The sequence below is a fragment of the Pseudoalteromonas sp. S327 genome (genome assembly GCF_005886415.1).
GTDB lineage: Bacteria > Pseudomonadota > Gammaproteobacteria > Enterobacterales > Alteromonadaceae > Pseudoalteromonas > Pseudoalteromonas atlantica.
This window is the reverse complement of the sequence record NZ_PNDP01000042.1, coordinates 25,760-46,819: the sequence shown is the minus strand read 5'-3', so window position 1 is coordinate 46,819 and position 21,060 is coordinate 25,760. Positions and strand designations below refer to the sequence as shown.

Annotated in this window: 14 protein-coding genes; 10 read left to right on the top strand and 4 right to left on the bottom strand. The window is 40.8% G+C overall.

Annotation, left to right across the window (positions count from 1 at the left end; translation table 11 throughout):
- The first annotated feature begins 131 nt into the window (after positions 1–131).
- A complete protein-coding gene (locus CWB60_RS13590) occupies positions 132–1,049 on the top strand; it encodes an ExeA family protein (RefSeq protein WP_024034318.1) in 918 nt (305 codons plus the stop codon).
- An 11-nt stretch (positions 1,050–1,060) separates the two neighbouring features.
- Positions 1,061–2,143, top strand: coding sequence for a general secretion pathway protein GspB (locus CWB60_RS13585; protein WP_138578324.1), 1,083 nt, complete (start codon positions 1,061–1,063; stop codon positions 2,141–2,143).
- Between the two features lie 49 nt (positions 2,144–2,192).
- Here the strand turns inward: CWB60_RS13585 and CWB60_RS13580 are convergent, their stop codons facing one another.
- Positions 2,193–3,386 carry a cyclic di-GMP phosphodiesterase gene (locus tag CWB60_RS13580; protein ID WP_138578322.1) on the bottom strand — a complete coding sequence of 398 codons (1,194 nt, stop codon included), beginning with the start codon at positions 3,384–3,386 and terminating at the stop codon, positions 2,193–2,195.
- 119 nt (positions 3,387–3,505) lie between these two features.
- On the bottom strand, positions 3,506–7,309 hold the full coding sequence (gene putA / locus CWB60_RS13575) for a bifunctional proline dehydrogenase/L-glutamate gamma-semialdehyde dehydrogenase PutA (protein ID WP_138578320.1): 3,804 nt from the start codon (positions 7,307–7,309) through the stop codon (positions 3,506–3,508).
- Between the two features lie 207 nt (positions 7,310–7,516).
- On the opposite strand from putA, the gene CWB60_RS13570 reads away from it, so the two are divergent.
- Positions 7,517–7,999: a winged helix-turn-helix transcriptional regulator gene (locus CWB60_RS13570; protein ID WP_004587169.1), complete on the top strand. Its 483-nt coding sequence runs from the start codon at positions 7,517–7,519 to the stop codon at positions 7,997–7,999.
- 112 nt (positions 8,000–8,111) lie between these two features.
- Here the strand turns inward: CWB60_RS13570 and CWB60_RS13565 are convergent, their stop codons facing one another.
- Entirely contained in the window at positions 8,112–8,717 is a 606-nt protein-coding gene (locus CWB60_RS13565) for a TIGR04211 family SH3 domain-containing protein (protein WP_024034313.1), read from the bottom strand.
- Between the two features lie 215 nt (positions 8,718–8,932).
- Between CWB60_RS13565 and CWB60_RS13560 the strand changes: the two genes are divergently transcribed.
- From CWB60_RS13560 to CWB60_RS13550, 3 genes are all read left to right on the top strand, one after another.
- Positions 8,933–10,453 carry a CYTH and CHAD domain-containing protein gene (locus CWB60_RS13560; RefSeq protein ID WP_024034312.1) on the top strand — a complete coding sequence of 507 codons (1,521 nt, stop codon included), beginning with the start codon at positions 8,933–8,935 and terminating at the stop codon, positions 10,451–10,453.
- 163 nt (positions 10,454–10,616) lie between these two features.
- The gene (locus CWB60_RS13555) at positions 10,617–11,426 is read left to right on the top strand and encodes a phosphate/phosphite/phosphonate ABC transporter substrate-binding protein (RefSeq protein ID WP_138578318.1); all 810 of its coding nucleotides are present in this window, start codon (positions 10,617–10,619) and stop codon (positions 11,424–11,426) included.
- Positions 11,413–13,659 carry an ATP-binding protein gene (locus tag CWB60_RS13550; RefSeq protein ID WP_138578316.1) on the top strand — a complete coding sequence of 749 codons (2,247 nt, stop codon included), beginning with the start codon at positions 11,413–11,415 and terminating at the stop codon, positions 13,657–13,659. The genes CWB60_RS13555 and CWB60_RS13550 overlap by 14 nt, the downstream gene beginning before the upstream one ends.
- Positions 13,660–13,683: 24 nt before the next feature.
- Here CWB60_RS13550 and CWB60_RS13545 read toward each other — a convergent pair whose 3' ends face one another.
- On the bottom strand, positions 13,684–15,201 hold the full coding sequence (locus CWB60_RS13545; RefSeq protein ID WP_029773861.1) for a S10 family peptidase: 1,518 nt from the start codon (positions 15,199–15,201) through the stop codon (positions 13,684–13,686).
- 337 nt (positions 15,202–15,538) lie between these two features.
- Between CWB60_RS13545 and CWB60_RS13540 the strand changes: the two genes are divergently transcribed.
- The 4 genes from CWB60_RS13540 (at position 15,539) to mrcB (ending at position 21,053) form a co-directional block, all read left to right on the top strand.
- On the top strand, positions 15,539–16,759 hold the full coding sequence (locus tag CWB60_RS13540) for a GGDEF domain-containing response regulator (protein ID WP_029773860.1): 1,221 nt from the start codon (positions 15,539–15,541) through the stop codon (positions 16,757–16,759).
- A 221-nt stretch (positions 16,760–16,980) separates the two neighbouring features.
- Entirely contained in the window at positions 16,981–17,319 is a 339-nt protein-coding gene (locus CWB60_RS13535) for a P-II family nitrogen regulator (protein ID WP_004587162.1), read from the top strand.
- Between the two features lie 12 nt (positions 17,320–17,331).
- Positions 17,332–18,561, top strand: coding sequence for an ammonium transporter AmtB (locus tag CWB60_RS13530; RefSeq protein ID WP_004587161.1), 1,230 nt, complete (start codon positions 17,332–17,334; stop codon positions 18,559–18,561).
- Positions 18,562–18,710: 149 nt separating this feature from the next.
- Complete coding sequence (gene mrcB / locus CWB60_RS13525; RefSeq protein WP_004587160.1) at positions 18,711–21,053, top strand: penicillin-binding protein 1B; 2,343 nt, start codon at positions 18,711–18,713, stop codon at positions 21,051–21,053.
- Positions 21,054–21,060: the final 7 nt, after the last annotated feature.

Below are 21,060 nucleotides of genomic sequence, written 5' to 3'. Positions count from 1 at the left end.
GCTAAATTTAGCGGCGCTTTTTTGTTTTACATAAATTTACGTTATTTCAATAATAAAGCGCATACAACGTTGTTACTTTGTCGTTTTTTTTGCCATTATAGGCCGAGTTTTAATGACGAAGGAACATTGCGGTGTATTTAAGCTACTTTGGCTTGAGCGAAAAGCCATTTTCGATCTCGCCCAACCCCCATTATTTATTTTTAAGCGAACGCCACAAAGAGGCACTTGCCCACTTAACCTATGGTTTAGGCGAAGATGGCGGGTTTGTATTGCTAACCGGCGAAGTGGGAACAGGCAAAACCACCATTACCCGCAGTATGTTAGAGCAACTGCCAGAGAATACTCAAGTTGCAATGATCCATAATCCGGCGCTGTCGGAGCTTGAGCTTTTGGCCAGTATTTGTGATGAGCTAAACATTACTTACGATGCCCAAAATGCCACCCTTAAAAGTTTAACCGACATTATTAAGCAGCACCTAGAGGCTAATAACAAAGCGGGCGGGCACACAATTTTAATTATTGATGAAGCGCAGCTCCTTGCCCCCGATGTGCTTGAGCAATTACGACTATTAACCAACATAGAAACTGATCATAAAAAACTGTTACAAATAGTCTTAGTGGGTCAACCAGAGCTTCAGGCATTATTAAAACGTACTGAGCTTAGGCAGTTGGCGCAGCGAATTACAGCACGGTATCATTTATTACCGCTCACCCAAGGGCAAACAGTTGCGTATATAAAGCATCGTTTACATATTGCCGGGTGTGATAAAGGCGTTTTTTCGCTCGATGCTATGCAAGCTGTACATCAGTTAACTGGCGGCATTCCACGCTTAATGAATTTAGTCTGTGAGCGCGCGTTAGTCGGGGCTTTTTCTAAGCAGCAGCTTATTGTTGATAGTGATATTATAAAACAATCAGCCCAAGAATCACTGCCTATGGACTTTGTGGCTGCGCAGAATAATGCACCTAAATCCACTGGCCGTGTTTATTATTACTTAGCATTTGCTGCTTTGTTTGCAGTAGGTGTTGGCATGTCGTTTATTATATAGTTAGGTAATTTATGTCTTATTTATTAGATGCATTAAAGCAATCTCAACAAGCAGATATGAGCGCCGAGCAATATGATTTGCAGTCAGCGCAGTTAAAACAGCAGCAAGCACTTACGCGCTATAAAAAAATGGTGTGGCTACTTGGCGGCGCAATTGCAGCATTTATTGCCATAGCGGGTGGCTTTACAGCGGGTAAGTGGTTTCAAAGCAGCGCACTATTAAACACAAGCCAGACGGTTGATGTTGTTAGCACTGATAGCAAAAAACAAAAACAAGCAGTAACAGGTGAGCCAACTACAGCGCAAAATAAAGCCGAAAAGCCTGTAACATCACCGTCTTCAGAGGCTGAAAAAAATAGTAATAAAGCAACGATTGAAGGGCAGTTAGTGTATGTACAAACACCTACCGGGGTACAAAAAATGTTGCTTACCCCACAAGGGCAGTACATCCCTATTAATGATAATCCGGCGCAGCAGCAACCAGGTTACAATGTGCAAACACCTATAAATGCAAACGGGTATAATCAAAATGCGTTTAATCAGCAAACTTACAATGCACAGCTACCTAATACGCAAAGCTATAATCCACTTGCTTATAATGCACACGGCCAAAACACGCAATTTATGCAGCCACAAACACAAAATACAAGCTCAGCAGGTTTAGATATGAGCAAGTATAAAGTGCTTGGAAAACCACTGAATGGTGAAAATACGCCACACACGCAAGCGCCGCAAAGTAGTCCGGAGCTTGATGCTGTACCGAGTAAATTAAAAGATGCCTTTGCGCAAGCGATAAAAGACTCGGAGCAAGAACAAGATTACGAAGTAACGCAGGCCTCTCGCAGTTCATCTCGAGTTAAACCGGTTGAGCTATTGCCAGATGGCTTACAAGCCATGCTACCAAGCATTAAATACCAAGCACATATATACTCTTCAAGTGCAGATAAACGCTGGATAAAGCTGAATGGGAGAGAGCTACACGAAGGGGAGAGCATTGGGGCACTAACAGTGCGCGAAATTACCCCAGAGCAGAGTGTACTTGATTTTGATGGTTATGAATTCAGTATTAAAGCTTTGCAGGATTGGCCGCAATAAAGCGCAGCTAATAAAGTAAAGCCGCAAAACTGCGGCTTTACTTTTTAACTCAAGGTAAAATAGCGTTTTTGTAAAAGCGCTCTAAATCAATGTTGTAGTCGGTCGGCTTAACGGTTGATTCGAGCTTGTCAGCTGTTTTTTTATTTGCCAAGTTTATATCATGCATTTCCGTGTAGCGACCGTGTTTAGCACTATAAAATGTTTTAACCACCGGCTTTAAAGGTGTTTCAGGGTTACTCTGTGTAACCAAGCCTACTTTTTGGCTAGATAAGCGCACCAAGGTGCCTACTGGGTGAATGCCAATACATTGGATAAACTTAGTAAGTAGCTCACCATCAAAGCTATCAGGGCAACCATCTTTTAAAATTTTAAACGCTTTTATAGGCTCCATACCTGCTTTATATACCCGCTCTGCCGTAAGTGCATCATATACATCTACAATTGACGCCATACGTACGTATTGGCTTATCTCATCGCCTTTTTTGGCAAACGGATAGCCTTTTCCGTCTAAGCGCTCATGGTGTAGGCCGGCAATATCTACAGCAATCCCCGTTAGTCCTGCTTCTTCCAAAATTTGCTTAGAATACAGAGCATGGTTTTGCATAATTTTAAATTCGTCATCACTAAAGCGGCCCGGTTTATTGAGCACTTCGTCAGGAATTTTAATTTTTCCTATGTCATGCAACAAAGCACCTGTAGTGAGCTCTACAATAATGTCGCGCTCTATGCCTAAGTGCTTTGCAAAAATACCCATTAAAATAGAAACGTTAATAGAGTGCTCTAATAAGTAAGCATCTTTTTGACGCATTTGCGTTAAGCAGGCTAGGGCGTCTTGGTTTCTAAAAATAGAGTCCATAAAGCCACTGGCAAGCTCTTTAAAAGGCGCTATGTCTATATCTCTACCCGCTTTTATATCGCCAAAGGCCTTTTGTTGAAGTGTTTTAGCTTCGTCGTAGAGCTTTTTAGCTTTGCCCATTTCTTGTTCGCTACTATGAACTTTAAGCCAAGGGTCGCGTTTTTTAATCTCAGCCTTAGGCGCTGGGGCTTGGGTGTCGGGCTCGGGTGTAGTTAATGTTTTATCTGGATCTATCTCTATTTCTAAAATGCCCGCTTTTTTGAGCTTATCGATACTCGTCTGAGTTTTAACCCAGCCTTGGTTTTTAATTTTAATGCGCCCAGTTTGTTTTGTAACACTTTGAACAAACATGCCAGGCTGTAATTGCGAAATAGAGATAACTTTCAATTTTTTTGCTTCTGTAATGGGTCTTTGTTTAAATTAGCATCATTATACGTTTCAATATAAAAAAAAGGCACTTTTTAAGTGCCTTTTTTTACATTTTTAGTTAATTAGTATTGGATGGGCTATTCGTCATCTTCTACTAGGGTCATCAGTGAAGTATTACCACCAGATGCGGTAGTATCTATACTGATCGTTTTTTCAGTAATTAAGCGCTTAATTAACGTATCGTAATACTCTGAAGTAATTACTGGTAAAATAGCGCCTTTACGCTGTGCAAGTTGTTGGCTGAAGTAACCTAAACGAGACGAACGTGCAGCAACCACCGCACCCGCTAAGTGAGGGTGAGCCAAAATAGCTTGTAGCTGATTAGGTTTTGCAACCTGGAACACGCCCTCAGCAACGCCTGTGGCAATAAACTTATCTTTAAAGGCTACCGCTTCGTCGTAAAATAGCTCTGATGCTACCGTAATTACTGTATTACCTGCAGCAAGTGCTGTAATGATTGAAAGCGCCCAAAAGTTAAATGACGTGCTTTTATCTGCATAACATACTACACAACCACGTGCTTCAAGGTGCAAGGTGTTTGATTCACCAGTAGGCCCAGGCAAAGTAGTAAACTTACGCATATGTTTTTCTAAACGGTTAAGTTGTGCACGCGCTTCTGAAAGCGTTAATGCCAAATCGTCCGCTAGATCATCAATAATTTCGACCGTTGCTACTTTAGCAAGCAGCTGACGAACAGCCGATACACGGTCATTTAGCGGTGTTGCACGCCAAATTTTCTCATCGCGCGTTGAGTTAGCCATTAGCTTTTCAACTTGCTCGTTTGCACCGCTGTAATGGTGTAAATCAAGCTCATCTGGCGTTAGGTTAGTCATTTGCACGTTATCAGGTGATGCTTTCTCTTTTACTAAACGCTGAAGGTAGTTAGGGCCACCGGCTTTAGGGCCAGTACCAGATAAACCACGGCCACCAAATGGTTGCACACCTACAATGGCACCAATCATGTTGCGGTTTACATATACGTTACCCGCACGCGACATTTTAGCTAGGTACTCACAACGCTCTTCAATACGTGAGTGAACACCCATTGTTAAGCCGTAACCTGTGTTGTTAATTTGGTCAATCACGTTGTCGATATCATTCGCTTTAAAGCGAACAATGTGCACACATGGACCAAATACTTCACGTTTAAGTACTGATAAATCTTCGATTTCGTATAAACGAGGGGCAAAAAAGTAGGCGCCATTTTCGGTGTTATCAGGGATCTTACACTCGTAATGAAGTGTTGCATTACCTTTTAAGTATTCAACATGATCATTTAGCGTTTTAAGGGCTTTTTCATCAATTACTGGGCCTACATCGGTAGAAAGTAATGACGGGTCGCCAATATGCAGCTCGGCGAGTGCGCCCTTAAGCATTTCAATAATGCCATCGGCTACATCTTCTTGTATAAACAATACACGCAGTGCTGAACAACGCTGACCTGCGCTTTGGAAACCTGAGCTTATTACATCATCAACAACTTGCTCTGGCAGCGCTGTTGAATCCACAATCATACAGTTTTGGCCACCGGTTTCTGCAATTAACGGTACTTGAATATCGTTACGCGCAGCCAGTGTTTGTGAAATCAGTGTGCCTGTTTCTGTAGAACCGGTAAACATAACAGCCTGAATACGCTCATCAGGTACAATTGTTTTACCTACCTCAGAACCACGGGCAATCACCGGCTGTACTACATGCTCTGGTAAGCCAACCGAAAGCATTAACTCAATAGCGCGAAGTGCGATTAAGCTTGTTTGCTCTGCAGGTTTTGCAATAACAGTATTACCAGTCACTATCGCAGCGGCCACCTGACCTAAGAAAATAGCAAGCGGGAAGTTCCACGGGCTAATACATAAAATTACACCGCGTGCTTCAAAGCGCTCATCGCTTGCAAGTTCTTCTGCACGTGCCGCGTAGTAGCGACAAAAATCAACGGCTTCACGTACTTCGTCAATACCATCTTGCGTAATTTTACCGGCTTCTTTAATACATATAGCTACGAGCTCATCGTGGTGACGCTCTAGAATATCTGCCACGCGGCGTAATAAATTAGCACGCTCTTTTACAGATGTTTGCGACCATGACTCAAACGCCGCTTCTGCATTAGCCAAAATGTCTTTCATCTCATCGCCAGATTGCAGTTTAACGTGGCCGATGATTTCGTTGTGATTAGCTGGGTTTTTAACCGCTAATGCGCCTTCAGGTACTTGGCTTTGATCAATTAAGTGATCGTTAAACCAGTTTTCAAGGTTTTCTTTGAATGGCGTAATTACATTAATATCGGTTAAGTCCATGCCTTTAGAGTTAGCACGTTCATCGCCGTATAAGTCGATTGGCATTTTAATTTGCGTATTGTACTTATTACGTAAACCTTGCAGTGTTTCTACTGGATCAGGTAATAGCGACTCAACAGGTTTAGTGGTATCTACAATGGCGTTTACAAACGATGAGTTAGCGCCATTTTCTAGTAAACGACGTACTAAGTAGGCAAGTAGGTCTTCGTGCTGGCCAACGGGTGCATAAACACGGCATTGAATTTTTTCTTCATTTACGATTTGGTCAAATAAAGATTCGCCCATACCGTGTAAACGCTGGAATTCAAACCCGGTGTTATCGCCTTTAGCAACTTCTAAAATAGTGGCTGCAGTGTAAGCGTTGTGTGTTGCAAATTGCGGGTACAGTACATCGCGTGCTTCTAGCATTCTAATAGCACAAGCTTTGTAAGATACATCGGTAGTTGCTTTACGCGTAAATACTGGGTAGTGCTCTAAACCATCTTGTTGCGTGGTTTTAATTTCTGTATCCCAGTAGGCACCTTTTACAAGGCGAACCATCATTTTACGGCCTACACGAGTAGCAAGTTCAGTTACCCATTCAATAACAAAAATAGCGCGCTTTTGGTATGCTTGTACGGCTAAACCAAAACCTTGCCAGTTACCTAAATCTTCATCGCTAAATACCGCTTCTATAACATCTAACGAAATATCTAAGCGGTCAGCTTCTTCTGCATCAACTGTAAAGCCAATGTCGTACTTTTTAGCAGCAAGCGCGAGCTCTTTCAGTTTAGGTACAATTTCGGCCATTACGCGGTCTTTATGCGTGAACTCATAACGTGGATGAATAGCAGAAAGTTTAACTGAAATACCTGGGCTTTTAACTGGTCCACGGCCATTTGCCGCTTTACCAATTGCATGGATTGCGTTCATGTAGCTGTCGAAGTAACGCTTGGCATCTTTCATTGTGCGCGCGCCTTCGCCTAGCATGTCGTATGAGTAAACGTAGCCTTTTTGCTCTTTTTCAGCAGCGCGTTCAATGGCTTCGTCAATGGTGCGACCCATAACGAACTGCTTACCCATAATTTTCATGGCAAAGTTTACAGATTTGCGGATCACAGGCTCGCCTAAACGACCTATGGTCTTTTTAAGCATGCCAAATTGCTGTTCTTTGGTTTTATCTGTGTAGTTAACCATTTTACCGGTTACTAATAATCCCCACGAAGAAGCATTAACGAATAAAGAATCGCTGCTTCCTAAATGAGAACTCCAATCACCTTTAGCAAGCTTGTCACGAATTAACGTATCTTGCGTGGCTTTGTCTGGTACGCGAAGTAGGGCTTCGGCCAAACACATTAACACTACACCTTCCTCACTAGAGAGTGAGAATTCATTTAAAAGTGCGTCTACACCGCTTTGACCGTCTTGATCTTTTCGAATGTTTAAAACAATCTGGCGAGCTCTTTCCCATGCACGGCTTCGTGCTTTAACACCCACTTCTGCAAGTGGTAAAATATGATCAATAACAGCATTTTCATCAATGCGGTAAAAATCACGAATTTTCTGTCTTGTAGGACAGGTTGTTGTCAAATCGCCATTGAATAACATAAGCAACCCTTAGGAATGTTAATATGTAAATAGTAGAACAAAATTTATGTGCTTGGGCTGTTGAGCTAAAGCAACTTTGCTACCAATAAATTACCAGTGATGTAATGCGTGCATTCTAATTAAATTTCAGCAGAATATGCTGGTTAAATTTCACGATTTACGATAATTTACAGGGCATATTTTCAACTTATCCGTATAAAATTCTGTATGACAAGTCCAAATAGATTACGCCTGCTTGATCGTATCGATTTAGCAATATTAGACGTTCTTCAAAAGAACGGCAGAATTTCTAATGTTAACCTAGCAAAACAGGTTAATTTAAGTCCTAGTCCATGCCTTGACCGTGTAAAACGTTTAGAGCAAGAAGGCTATATAGAAGGGTACTTTGCAAAGCTTAGCGAACAAAAGCTGAATCAGAGCTTAGTAGCGCATGTGCAAGTATCGCTGGTGACATCTAACACGGCTGTTTTTAAAGTATTTAAAGAGCATATACTTAAAATTGAGCAAGTTGTAGAGTGCGATATGGTAGCGGGAGGGTACGACTACCTGCTAAAAATTAGGGTCTCGGATATGGATGAGTATCGACAGGTGCTAGGAGACTTGGTCGATATTCCGGGAGTAGGTACTCACCATACTTACATGGTAATAGAAAAAATTAAGCAGGATCCTGGTTTACGTTTGGATGTTTAAAAACCAAATGCTTATTGCAATACATTACACACACATTAAAAAAGCACCTAAGGGTGCTTTTTTAATGATTAGCCTGCGGCTATTAAACTTAGTTAACCAAGGTTTAGGTTAATTAAGCCCACCCTTCGTAGCGCTTACGGCGCGAAAGTACAACGGTAAGTATAATACCTAAAAACAAACCTATAAAAGCAATAGCGCCACCATAAGTAAGTAGTTGGCGTTTTTCTTTTGCAGTGGCAGCTTGTTTTTGAGCACGCTCTTGTTCAAGTGTTGTTTGCAGCTCAGTAATTTGTTGATTAAGCAATTTGTTTTGATTAGTTAAGCTTTGATTATGTTCTTGTAACTGAGGTAGCTCAACTTGTGCTTGGCGTAGTTTGTTTTGCACTGTGCTCATTTCGCTACTGAGTGTTTGATACTGCTGATGAAGCCCTGGCGTTTGCGATATAAATTTAGACTCAACCCAACCTTCACGGTCTTTATCGTCTTTTATTTTTATAAAGCCGTTTTCTTCTTTTGATAGCACGGTTAATTTAGTACCCGCATCTACAGAGCCAAGTAAGCGGTAGTTTTTACCTGCGCCAGAGCGCATAAAGGTATATAGATTATCGATTATATAAGCTGAATTTGCATCTGATGAATTGGCTGTTTGAGCTTCTTGTGCTTGGCTTATAAACGAGGTGGCTGTTAAAAGTAGCCCTAGTAAACAGTGTTTTAGCATTTATCTACCTTGTTAGTCTATCCGTGTCCGTTGTGGTTGTGATTGAGATTTTCACATAAGTAGTGAGATAGTATGGATTAAACGCGTTAATAGCAAGGTTGATATTGTAACCCAGTGCGGGCGTTGCTCAGCCAAAAAGGTTAAAAAATTTGCAAAATGAGGTGGCTTTGTTTATTTTGAGCACTTATTTATTTTAAAGGTAATCCTCAACCCTAATGGATACTGAGATAGAACTGAAGTTTTTGGTATCAGATGCCGTTGTTCCACTGATCCCCTCGCTAATCACACAATTTGCTAAAACGGTTATTAATAAACCTTCACGTAGTTTGCAAAATGCCTATTACGATACCCCAAGTAGAGAGCTAAGAGCCCTTGATATAGGTTTTAGAACCCGCTGTGCTGACAGTAAATGCGAACAAACAATAAAGCTTGCTGGCGAAGTTGTGGGCGGGCTACACCAACGTCCTGAATACAACTTACCAATTGAATCAAGCCGTCCTGATTTATTAGCATTTAATAATGCTATTTGGCCTCATGGTATGCAAGTGAATGCTATTAGCGATAATTTATATCCTATTTTTAGCACTAACTTTATTCGTCGTACCTGGTTAATAGAAACCCCAAATGGCGCAAAAATTGAAGTCGTGCTAGATAAAGGCGAAATAGCAGCATCGGGTAAGGTTGATATTATTAGCGAGCTAGAAATAGAGCTTGTTGAGGGCAACAGAGACGAGCTATTTGCTTTGGCAGATAAACTTGTTAGCCAAAACTGTATTCGTTTAGGGCTTTATTCAAAAGCAGCTAGAGGCTATCGACTAGCCGATGAAACACCGCTTAAACCAAGTAAGTCTATTGGGTTTGTAAAATTAAAAAAACAAGCAACTCAAGAGCAAGCACTAATAGAGGCCATGAATTTTGGTATTCGTTTTGTGCAAAAGCATGAGCAGTGTTACTTTGACAAACCAAGTTTAAAAACGCTCAAACGTGTGACTGATGGCATTAGCTTAATTAGGCATAATTTTTGGTTGTTTGACGATATTGTAAGTAAAGACAGTACTGAGCAATTAAGAACAGAGTTAAAGTGGCTGTTAAGTGAATTAGCCTGGGTTGAAAATGCAATTCAGCTAAAAACTTATACATCTAAACGCCATGCATTTTATAAAAAAATAAATGCAGCGCCTGCATTAGCGCAAGTTATTAACGATTTAAAAGAGCTACAGCCAAGCATTGATGATATTAATGCTTTGTTTCAAAGCGCGCGATACAACCGTTTATTGCTGTCGTTAACTACCTGGTTGGTAGATAAACAATGGCGTAAGTTTTGGGGGCAAACTCAACTACAGGCGGCAGAGCAGCCAGTAGCTAAAATTGCAAAACGTTTGTTTAATAAAGATTGGCAAAATTTAGATAAGCTACTTCCTAAAGAGCAAACGCTTACAGCACAAGATTATTTAAGCTTACGCACCCAATTAGAAAACAGCTTATTAAGCGGTAATTGCTTAGGGTCATTGTTTGACAAAGAAGAGCGCTTAGAATTTAGACTGCCGTGGCTGGATATTTCTCATGGTATGTACGAGCTCAGCACGCTGGAATATTTAAAGCAGCTTTGCGGCGGGCAAGAAGACGAGCAGTTGGCTAAAATTCAACAGTGGCTAGATCAAAAGTCAGATTACTTAGTCAGTGCAATGGAGCAAAGCCGTTTAGCGTCTTTTGATATAGAGCCGTACTGGCAGTAATATATTTAAGCAGGTGTGTATTGGCGCCTGCTTTTATCTTTTTGTTGAAACTTTCTTAAACCTCCTTAATTAAATAACCTCTTAATTTCTACGTAATAAAAATGGTGCGTTAGTCACTCGTTAACTATGCTTATAGTCATAAACCTACAACGGTAAGACTAATATGAAGTGTAGTGTTGTTTTGCTTTTTTTATTCAATAGTATGGGTGTCTATGCTCAAACCTTTACTTTTGGTGTAGTTCCGCAATATGAGCCTCAAAAACTCACTGCAATATGGCAGCCCTTTCTTAATAAAGTAACCGAAAAAACAGGCGTGCAACTAAAGCTTGTTACCGTGGAATCAATCCCGGTTTTTGAGCAAGGGTTTGCAGATGGCGATTACGATTTTGCTTATATGAACCCATGGCATAGTGTGATTGCTTACAACAAACAAGGCTATTTACCTATAGTGAAAGATGCTGCGCGCCATTTGCAAGGCGTATTAGTGGTCAATAAAAACAGTAATATTGAATCCGTTAAGCAGCTTGAAGGCGCCGAAATTGCTTTTCCTGCGCCTAATGCGTTAGGCGCTTCTTTATTAATGCGGGCGGAGCTTGCCCTATTGTATGGCTTAACAATAAAGCCTGTGTATGTAAAAACGCACTCATCTGTTTATTTAAATGTGGCACTTAACGCAACGCCTGCCGGCGGCGGGGTGATGGGCACATTAAAGCAACAGCCTCAAAATTTGCAGCAAAAGCTAAAAGTTATTTACAAAACGCGGAAGGTTAGCCGCCACCCCATTGTGGTTCACCCTAGAGTAAATAATCAGGTACAAGCGCAAGTTCAACAAGCAATTATAGAAATAGGGAGCGACCCTAAACAAAAACACTTATTAGCGGGTATTCCTATAATTAACCCAAGTAAAGCAAGCATTGACGATTACAACCAATTAACGCAATGGGGTTTACGCTCGTTTTATGTTGAAAATTAACTGGTGGCGCAGCCTAAGGGTTCAAAGCTTTGTTGCGGTAATGGCATTTGGCTTTTTATTAATATGCTTATTTATTTTTTACGCTTTGCCAGAGCAAGCTCGGTGGGTAAACAATGGCCTTTCTAGCGCAGCGCAGCGCTCTTTACAGCAACTATCCACATCAATAAAAACCCCTTTATTAACGCGTCAATACGCACAGCTGTATGAGCAAATAGACGCGCAACTTAATACAAACCCCAATTGGAAAGCAATTAGAGTAGTAGAGCCTTCTACAGGTAATCAGTTATATCCATTAGATGAGTGGCAGCTGTTAGCGCAGCAGGGCAATGTTACGTTAAATGAGCGCATCACTTTTTTAGATAAACCTTTGGCTGAAATAACGTTAGTCGTTAATTTTGTAGACGAAATAAACGAAGCGGCCAAGCTACATTACACGTTAATTTATATTCAGTTTTTTATACTTGTGGTGTTTTTTATTGGCTTAGCTTGGTTGGTCGATTATAGAATTACCAGCCCTTTACGGGCGCTCGAAGTCGCCTTTTCTAAACTGGCTAAAGGGAACTTTGATTGCCACGTTAGCGTTCAGCAAAAAAATGAGATTGGCAGCGTCATAAATGCATTTAATAAAATGGCCGATGAGGTTGCTACTAATCATCAAAAAGTAAACGCGCTGAGAATTCAAGCCGAGTCGGCCAGTAAGGCTAAGTCTGACTTTATGGCGAGTATGAGCCATGAGCTTAGAACGCCGTTAAATGCGATTTTAGGGTTAGCGCAGCTTTATCAATATGACAGTAAAGCAACCGAGGTACACAAAGACAATGCGCAAAGTATTTACCAAGCTGGGGAGCATTTACTTTTACTAATAAACGACGTGCTAGATTTAACTTCTATTGAGTCGGGGAATATGCAGTTTAATTTTGAATATGCCCCCGTGAAAGACATGCTACAGCATAGTATTGAAATGGTGAGCGAACTTGCCAGAGTTGAGCTTGTTACTATAAATACTCACAATATTGACTCCCTTGAAGGTATTTACTTATATGTAGATAAGCGCCGTTTTAAACAGGTACTGCTTAATTTACTTTCCAACGCAATAAAATATAACAAAGTGCGAGGTAAAATAGGTATACGCTGCGAGATTGCTGATTCAAGCCGCTGTAATATTGATATTGAAGATACAGGGTGCGGTTTTTCAGAAGATGATATTTTAAGGCTTTTTAAACCCTTTGATAGACTTGGGGCAGAGACCAGTAAAACACATGGTACGGGCATAGGTTTAGTTATTACTAAAGAGCTTGTAGAGCGTATGCAAGGGCAGCTACAAGTAAATAGCCAAATAAATAAAGGCGCGTGTTTTACCATTAGCTTTAATGGTTTTAAAGAAAGCGCTTTAACCACTATACAAGCTGATGAGCCGATAAATCACCCCAGCAGTGAGACCGCAGACTCCGCCACAGGTAAACTCCCAGTATTAAATGTGCTGGTGGCAGAAGATCAACTGACTAATCAGCAGGTTTTAAAGCAGCAACTGACCATGCTTGGTGTTAATTCAACGTTTGCAAATAATGGCGAACAGGCCTGGCAAATGCTCCAAGATAAGTCCTTCGATATGTTACTTACCGATATTCAAATGCCGTTGCTAAATGGCCTTGAATTGGCTAAAAAAATCCGAAAAAACACACAGTTCAATGAGCTAATAATTATTGCTGTTACGGCCAATATAATGGAAAAAAACATACAAGATTGTTACAGCGCTGGGATGAACGGTTTTTTAACTAAACCGATAGAGCTTGAAAGCCTAAAAGCACTGTTGATGAAGCACTCTCAAGGCATTGTTCCTTCGCATACACAGCCGCTGCAAATCACAGCGCAAGCAAGCTCTATGTACAGTCAATTAGATATGCCTTTATTGTTTTCGATGTTAGGAAAAGATACGCATGTACATTGTTTAGTCTTTCAGGCGTTTTTACAGACCGCTTATGAGCAAGTTAAATTAATTGAAGCGTATACACATAGTTTAAATTACGCCGATTTATCTTTTCAGGCGCATGGTTTAAAGTCATCTGCTAAATCGGTTGCAGCGTTAAAGTTAAGTGACATTTGCCAGCAGATAGAAAGCTTAGCCGCGCAAAATAAGGTCGATGAAGCGTTATTATTTGCACTACAAACAGGGTTTAATGAAGTGGTTACACAATTAAAAGTGTACTGTAATAAACATGAGGCATCTTCGTAATGCCTCATGTAATGGCCCTTTTAATTAATATTTAGCGGCCTGCCCTTTAGCGGGTAGGGAGCTTAAAATGAAGTCGCGTAAATCGTTATTTGAAAGCTTAAGATCTTCATGTCTTAGGTACATCATATGGCCGCTTCGGTACCCTTTAAAGCTTAACCTGTCTTTCATTTTTCCACTTGGGTCAAGCTGCCATAACGTGTATTTAGCATCAAAGTAATTTGTTGCGCCATCGTAGTAACCCGCTTGAATCATTACGTTTAAATACGGATTTTGCGCCATCGCTAAACGTAAGTTTTCGCCGGTATTATTTTTACTGCGATCCCATGGGTGAACATTGCCAAATAAGTTGTATTTAACATCCGTTTTATAGTTGAGCTCTTCACGCAGGTAATAGTTAATTGCAGGCGTAAACGAGTGCAGCCAAGAGGTAAGCTCAGCCCAGTAATCAGGTGATTCGCCAGCATCGCGTTTATCAATACCTAAATAGCGCGAATCTAGACGTCCGACAGTTTGTCCACGCTCACGTAAAAGTTCTTTCCAAAAAAATCGAGTGGGAATATCTAAGTTGTTTTGCGCTACAAACTGCTCTGAAAGACCAGCATATTCGGCCATTTTCTTTATTATTTGGCGTTTTTTATCGGCATCGATAAAGCCACCTTTAGCGAGGGCAGGAATAAGCTCATTAATAGTGAACTGCTCTACTTCGGGTAAAAGTTCATTGAGATCTTTTTCTTGCAAGTTTTTATTCAGTGCTTTGTGATACCACGCAGTTGCAGCAAAATAAGGTAAGCGATTAGCCGCTTTTATAGGGCCGTCGCGTTTTATACCAATATCGGTCGGCGATACTAATACCACCCCATTAATGTACATCCATTGACTGTTTTGTAGTTCATGGGCAAGGCCTGATACACGAGTAGTGCCGTAGCTTTCTCCAATTAAAAACTTAGGTGAGCGCCAGCGCTCGTTTCGGTTAACAAAGGTATTTAGCCATTCAGCTAAGTATTTTATGTCGGCATTCACACCAAAAAAGTGCTCTTTTTGTTGCTCTTTCGAAAGCATTTCACCTTTGGCGTTTTCTACTACGCGTGAATAACCTGTATTTACCGGATTTACATAAACAATATCTGCTACATCTAATACAGAGTAGGGGTTATCTTTTACGCCATAAGGCTGAATGGGGTAGCCTTCGTCATCAATTTTTAATACGCGTGGGCCAGTATAGGCTAAGTGCATCCATACAGATGCAGAGCCAGGACCGCCATTAAACGATATCAGTAATGGGCGAGCTGCGGTGTCATCGACTTTATCTCGTGTGTAATAGGTATATTGTAAAGTGGCAATTGCATCGCCATTATCATTCCACACCGGCTGAGTGCCTGTTTTAACGGTGTAGCTAAAGCGTTCACCATTAATTTTTGCTTTATGCTTAGTGACTACGTGGCTATCAATGTCTATTTTTCGTTGGTTTTCTGCTGTTGCAGTACTGCTAAGTAATACGATGGCAAGCGCTAAGGTGTAACGAGTTAATTGGACAAGCTTCATTGTCGTTCCTTATTTTTGTTTAGATGCTATTTAAAATAAAAAACACACAAATAACAAAAGTATTGAGATTAATGGTCGATAATACTGGTTAAGTCTAAACTTATACACGGCGTGTTTGTTTATTTAGGGTTAATTTATCCTAGCGTGTTTAGCTTAGCTAAAAAATCAAGTATATTTGGTCGACTTTGTATTTGAATTAAATACAAGCCTTGCGCTTACATTAATGGACCTAGCCTACTTACTGGCTACATAAACAGAACTTTACTGGATGTTTTTCATAGCTTGTCGCTTCAGTGCAAGTTTAAGTACGTAAAATAACAAGATTAAAGAGAAGTTTATGCAAAGAGTATTAGTGGTTGAAGACAGTAAAGTAGTGCAGCAGGTGCTACGCCACTTAACGGCTCAATATTTAGATGTCGCTGTCGATTTCGCATGGTCATTAAATGAATGCCAAGACTATATTGAGAAACATAAATACTCGCTGGCTTTAGTTGATTTAACTTTGCCTGATGCACCTAATGGCGAGGTGGCTAAATTTACACTTTCACACGCCATTCCTACTGTGGTACTTACCTCAAAAATTGATGAATATAAGCGCCAACAAATGCTAGAGCTTGGTGTTATTGATTACGTAATTAAAGACAATCGCGATTCATACCATTACGCTATCAAGTTAGTAGCTCAGCTTCTGAGAAATCAAGGCTGTAAGGCGTTGGTTGCTGATGATTCGGTGTTAAGCCGCTCCTTAATGAAGCAAATGCTAGAAAAGCAATTATTTGATGTAACCGATGCGCAAGACGGTCAGCAAGCACTCGAAATAATAAAAAGTAACCCTAATATAAAATTGCTCATGACCGATTATGCGATGCCATTAATGGATGGCTTTGAATTGGTTAAAGCGGTGCGTAATTTTAGAGGGCGCGATGATTTGGCCATCATTGGGCTTTCGGGGGCAGGTAAACATGGGTTATCGGCTCGGTTTATTAAATACGGTGCCAACGACTTTTTAACAAAGCCATTTATGAATGAAGAGTTTCATTGTCGTGTTATGCAAACAATGGAGCAGTTGTCACTGATTGCGGATATTAAAGAAAGTGCTTACAGAGACTATTTAACGGGTATGTATAACCGCCGTTATTTTTACCAATATGCAGAGCAACTATTAAAAAAACAACAGCAAAATACGCTTGCATTACTCGATATAGATTTTTTCAAAAATATTAATGACACCTTAGGCCACGAAGCGGGCGATCAGGCACTAAAGCAGGTAGCCACGTTAATTAAAACTACGTTTTCTAAGTTTACCGTTGCGCGGGTGGGCGGCGAAGAGTTTGCCATTATATTAGATGATATAGACACGGCGCGTGGGCGAGAGTACTTAGAAGGCTTTAGAAAAAAACTCGCTAAACATGAGTTTTTAATCGATGAAAAACCGTTTTCTATCACCATCAGTATTGGTGTTGCTGATTTTCAAAACACTGATTTAACTCAGGCCATGCGCATCGCTGATGCTGCCCTTTACGAAGCCAAAAACAATGGCCGAAACTGTGTTGTGTAAATATAAAAAATAACACTAATTACAAGCTAGTAGGGCGTCACTTTTGGTGATGCACCAATGTAGCTAAGTTGTTAAAAAAGCGCACCTTGATGGTGCGTTTTTTTTGTTTTAAATTTACTATTTATGCTTATCTTATTGATATTAAGTGTTTTTTAATAGTGGCACAAAGGTTGGATTATGTAAGCCAACAGGATAACAATAAAGCGTCCGAGGGGGCCACTATGAAAATGATTAGTGCAATCATAAAACCATTTAAATTAGACGATGTGCGTGAAGCGCTCGCTGATTTAGGTATTGAAGGGATGACCGTAGTTGATGTTAAAGGTTTTGGACGTCAACGAGGCCATACAGAGCTGTATCGTGGAGCAGAGTATCAGGTAGATTTTATTCCTAAGATCAAACTTGAAATTGCTACTCGTACTGAAAATTGCCAACGCGTAGTTGAAGCAATTACCAAAATTGCATCAACAGGCAAAATTGGTGACGGTAAAATTTTCGTGTACGACTTAGATCAAATTGTGCGTATTCGTACGGGCGAACTTGATGAAGAAGCAATTTAAGGGGGCTGATTAATGGAAAACACAATTGTAGAACTCAAATTTTCACTCGACACCTTTTATTTTCTGGTGTCGGGTATATTAGTAATGTGGATGGCAGCAGGTTTTGCCATGTTAGAAGCGGGTTTAGTTCGCTCTAAAAACACCACTGAAATTTTAACTAAAAACGTGGCGCTGTATTCTATCGCATGTACCATGTTTTTATTGGTTGGCTACAACATCATGTATGTAGACAACGCTGAAGGCGGCATCATCCCTTCAATTGGCGCATTAATTGGCACGCAAGCGGCCGATGCTGACCACTCTTTAGAATCTGACTTTTTCTTCCAAGTAGTATTTGTTGCAACGGCTATGTCGATTGTATCGGGTGCGGTTGCTGAACGTATGAAGTTATTTGCTTTCTTAGCATTTGCAGTTGTTTTAACTGGCTTTATTTACCCAATGGAAGGTTACTGGACATGGGGCGGCGGTTTCTTATCAGAAATGGGCTTTGTTGATTTTGCAGGCTCTGCCATTGTTCACGGTGCTGGTGCTGCAGCTGCTTTAGCAGGTGTAATTTTACTTGGCGCTCGTAAAGGTAAATACGGTAAAAACGGTGAAATTTACCCAATTCCAGGCTCTAACCTACCACTTGCTACATTAGGTACGTTTATTTTATGGATGGGTTGGTTTGGTTTTAACGGTGGTTCGCAATTACTTCTTTCAGATAAAGAAAATGCAACGGCTGTAGGTCAAATTTTACTTAATACTAACGCTGCTGCTGCAATGGGTGCAATTGCTGCACTGTTTGTATGTAAAGTGTTATGGGGTAAGGCAGATTTAACTATGGTACTAAACGGCGCATTAGCAGGTTTAGTTGTTATTACAGCAGACCCACTTTCACCATCTCCATTAATGGCGTGTTTACTAGGTATTTTAGGTGGCTCACTGGTTGTATTTAGCATTGTAGCTCTAGATAAAGCGAAGATTGATGACCCAGTAGGTGCTATCTCTGTTCACGGTGTATGTGGCGCGCTAGGTATTATGTTAGTGCCTGTATCTAACGGCGATGCAAACTTTGTAACACAGCTTATTGGTTTAGTGACTATTTTAGCCTTTGTTTTTGTAGCTTCATTTATTGTGTGGGCTATTTTAAAGCAAACTATGGGTATTCGCGTAACCGAAGAAGAAGAGCTAAGCGGTATGGACCAACACGATTGCGGTGTTGATGCTTATCCTGAGTTTGTATCTGTTCGCAGTAACTAATATTAAATAGATTAATCATTGTCTTCACAAAGCCCTACCAAGGTAGGGCTTTTTTTCGTTTCAGGGAAGGTTAACTTTTCAGGTGTTAGGCTATACCCAATATGCTAAGCTCACACTCGTGAATAAACCTTGGAATAAATTACACTTAAATGGCTGACAACAAAAAAACACCCAGTAGTAAAACCACTCCTAAGCGTGCACCTAAAGCAACCAGCTCGCCACGTAAAGCTAAATCAAAAACGACTAAAAAAACGTCAAACACTGTTGTTAAACGCACATTTATGCGAAAAACATGGTCTGTTTTTTGGAAATTGAGCTTAGCTGTTTTTATTGCTATGGCCATGTATCTTATTTATTTAGATTCAAAAACAACACGTATATTTGAAGGTAATAAATGGCAGTTACCTGCCCAAGTATACGCACGCTCAATGGAGTTTTACCCAGGGCAGTTTTTATCTAGTCAAGAGGTTGTGTGGGAGCTTGAGCGCCTAAATTATTCATCAGTTAATAGGCTAAGCCGCACGGGGCAGTTTGTAAAAACAGCCGATAGCATAAAAATTTACCGACGCGACTTTGAGTTTTATGATGGCCTTGAAGAATCGCACATTATTGAGCTACGTTTTGCGGGGCAAAAGGTAGCAACCATTAAAGATAAATTTGGCAGGCGGCTAAACAGCGCTCGCCTAGAGCCTGTGCAAATAGCTCGAATTGGAAATGATTCAAAGCAAGATAGAGAGTTTGTACCGCTTGATAAGTTTCCGCCTATGTTGAAAGACACGTTATTAGTGGTAGAAGATCGGGATTTTTATCAGCACCATGGAGTGTCGGTATTTTCTATTTTGCGCGCGCTTTATTCAAATATTAAAGCAGGGCGTACCGTGCAAGGTGGTAGCACCTTAACGCAGCAGCTTGCAAAAAATATATACCTAACGCGTGAGCGCTCTTTAGTGCGAAAAATAAATGAGGCATTTATTGCGCTTATTCTAGATTACCGTTATTCAAAAGATCAGATTTTAGAAGCTTATTTAAATGAAGTTTACCTAGGTCAGTCTTATAACCAAGGCGTGCATGGCATGGGCTTGGCCTCTGAGTTTTATTTTTCAAAGCCTGTTGATGAGCTGGAATATGACCAAATAGCGCTGCTGGTGGCGATGGTCAAAGGGCCTTCGTATTACAATCCTCGTCGTTATAAAGAGCGCACTATGGAGCGTCGCGACTTAGTACTGCGCTTAATGGTTGAAAACAAGCTACTAACTACAAAAGAATACCGTGCATCACTTAAACGCCCAATTGATATAGCGCCTATGAAAGCAAGTTTACAAAAGTCATACCCTGGCTTTTTAGAACTTGTAAACCGTGAGCTTAAGCAGTTATTACCTGATCAAAAAACACTAGATGCCGGTGTGCGTGTATTTACTTACTTTGATTTGCAAAAACAAACGGCAATGGAAGAGTCCATTCAAAAAAGTTTACCGTATTTAGAAAAACGCCCTAACACCGATAAACTCGAAGCAGCCATGATCTCAGTTAATGTAGAAAAAGGCGGTGTGTCGGCTTTAGTGTCGGGGCGCGATGTTCGCTACTCAGGTTTCAACCGAGTGCTCGATACTAAACGAAATATTGGCTCTTTAGTTAAACCCGCGGTGTACTTAACAGCCCTGCAGTTACCACATTATAACTTAGCCACATTACTTGATGACTCCCCTGTGCAGGTAACAAATGAGCAAGGTAAAGTGTGGCAACCTGAGAACTTTGATCACCAATACCGAGGTGCATTGCCACTTTATAAAGCCTTTAGTAACAGTATTAATATTCCTGCGGTAAATTTAGGCCTAGATGTAGGTGTTGATAAAGTAGCAAATACGCTCAAAGGATTAGGCGCAAAAGGTAATATAGATGAATACCCCTCGCTGCTACTTGGTGCTGTAGAAATGTCGAGCTTTGAGGTTGCCCAGCTTTATACCACTATCGCAGCAGATGGCGAGTATAGAGAGCTTACCTCTGTATCTGCGCTAACAGACTCGGTAGGTAACGTTTTGTATAAGCATAAAGTTAAGTCTGAGCCGCGCTTTGCAAAAGACGCTGTATATATGACTAAATATGCCATGAAGCGAGTGACAAAAGACGGCACCGCTAAGCGTTTAAACTTACACTTTCCATCAATTCAGCTTGCCGGTAAAACAGGCACTAGTAATGATTTACGTGATAGTTGGTTTGCAGGGTTTGATCAAAACACAGTGACCGTTGCATGGCTTGGTAGAGACGATAATAGAAGCACCGGTTTAACAGGGAGTGTGGGCGCGTTAGAAGCTTATATACGTTACTTAAAACCGCTCAACCCTGAAGCAATAGCAGATACACGCCCGCCATCAATAAGATGGGCTTTCGTCAATGAAAGAACGGGTTTACAAGCACCGCCCGGATGCGGAAAAGTTATTCAGTTACCACTAAGAGCCAGTGAGTTTGAGCCTAGGCCGCAGTGTATACGCTAATAAAATA

What these genes read in the sequence shown, in the direction of transcription:
- CWB60_RS13585 (WP_138578324.1), top strand. Translation starts at nt 1,061, where the DNA reads ATGTCTTATTTATTAGATGCATTAAAGCAATCTCAACAAGCAGATATG.
- putA (WP_138578320.1), bottom strand. Translation starts at nt 7,309, where the DNA reads ATGTTATTCAATGGCGATTTGACAACAACCTGTCCTACAAGACAGAAA.
- CWB60_RS13570 (WP_004587169.1), top strand. Translation starts at nt 7,517, where the DNA reads ATGACAAGTCCAAATAGATTACGCCTGCTTGATCGTATCGATTTAGCA.
- CWB60_RS13565 (WP_024034313.1), bottom strand. Translation starts at nt 8,717, where the DNA reads ATGCTAAAACACTGTTTACTAGGGCTACTTTTAACAGCCACCTCGTTT.
- CWB60_RS13560 (WP_024034312.1), top strand. Translation starts at nt 8,933, where the DNA reads ATGGATACTGAGATAGAACTGAAGTTTTTGGTATCAGATGCCGTTGTT.
- CWB60_RS13555 (WP_138578318.1), top strand. Translation starts at nt 10,617, where the DNA reads ATGAAGTGTAGTGTTGTTTTGCTTTTTTTATTCAATAGTATGGGTGTC.
- CWB60_RS13550 (WP_138578316.1), top strand. Translation starts at nt 11,413, where the DNA reads ATGTTGAAAATTAACTGGTGGCGCAGCCTAAGGGTTCAAAGCTTTGTT.
- CWB60_RS13545 (WP_029773861.1), bottom strand. Translation starts at nt 15,201, where the DNA reads ATGAAGCTTGTCCAATTAACTCGTTACACCTTAGCGCTTGCCATCGTA.
- CWB60_RS13540 (WP_029773860.1), top strand. Translation starts at nt 15,539, where the DNA reads ATGCAAAGAGTATTAGTGGTTGAAGACAGTAAAGTAGTGCAGCAGGTG.
- CWB60_RS13535 (WP_004587162.1), top strand. Translation starts at nt 16,981, where the DNA reads ATGAAAATGATTAGTGCAATCATAAAACCATTTAAATTAGACGATGTG.
- CWB60_RS13530 (WP_004587161.1), top strand. Translation starts at nt 17,332, where the DNA reads ATGGAAAACACAATTGTAGAACTCAAATTTTCACTCGACACCTTTTAT.
- mrcB (WP_004587160.1), top strand. Translation starts at nt 18,711, where the DNA reads ATGGCTGACAACAAAAAAACACCCAGTAGTAAAACCACTCCTAAGCGT.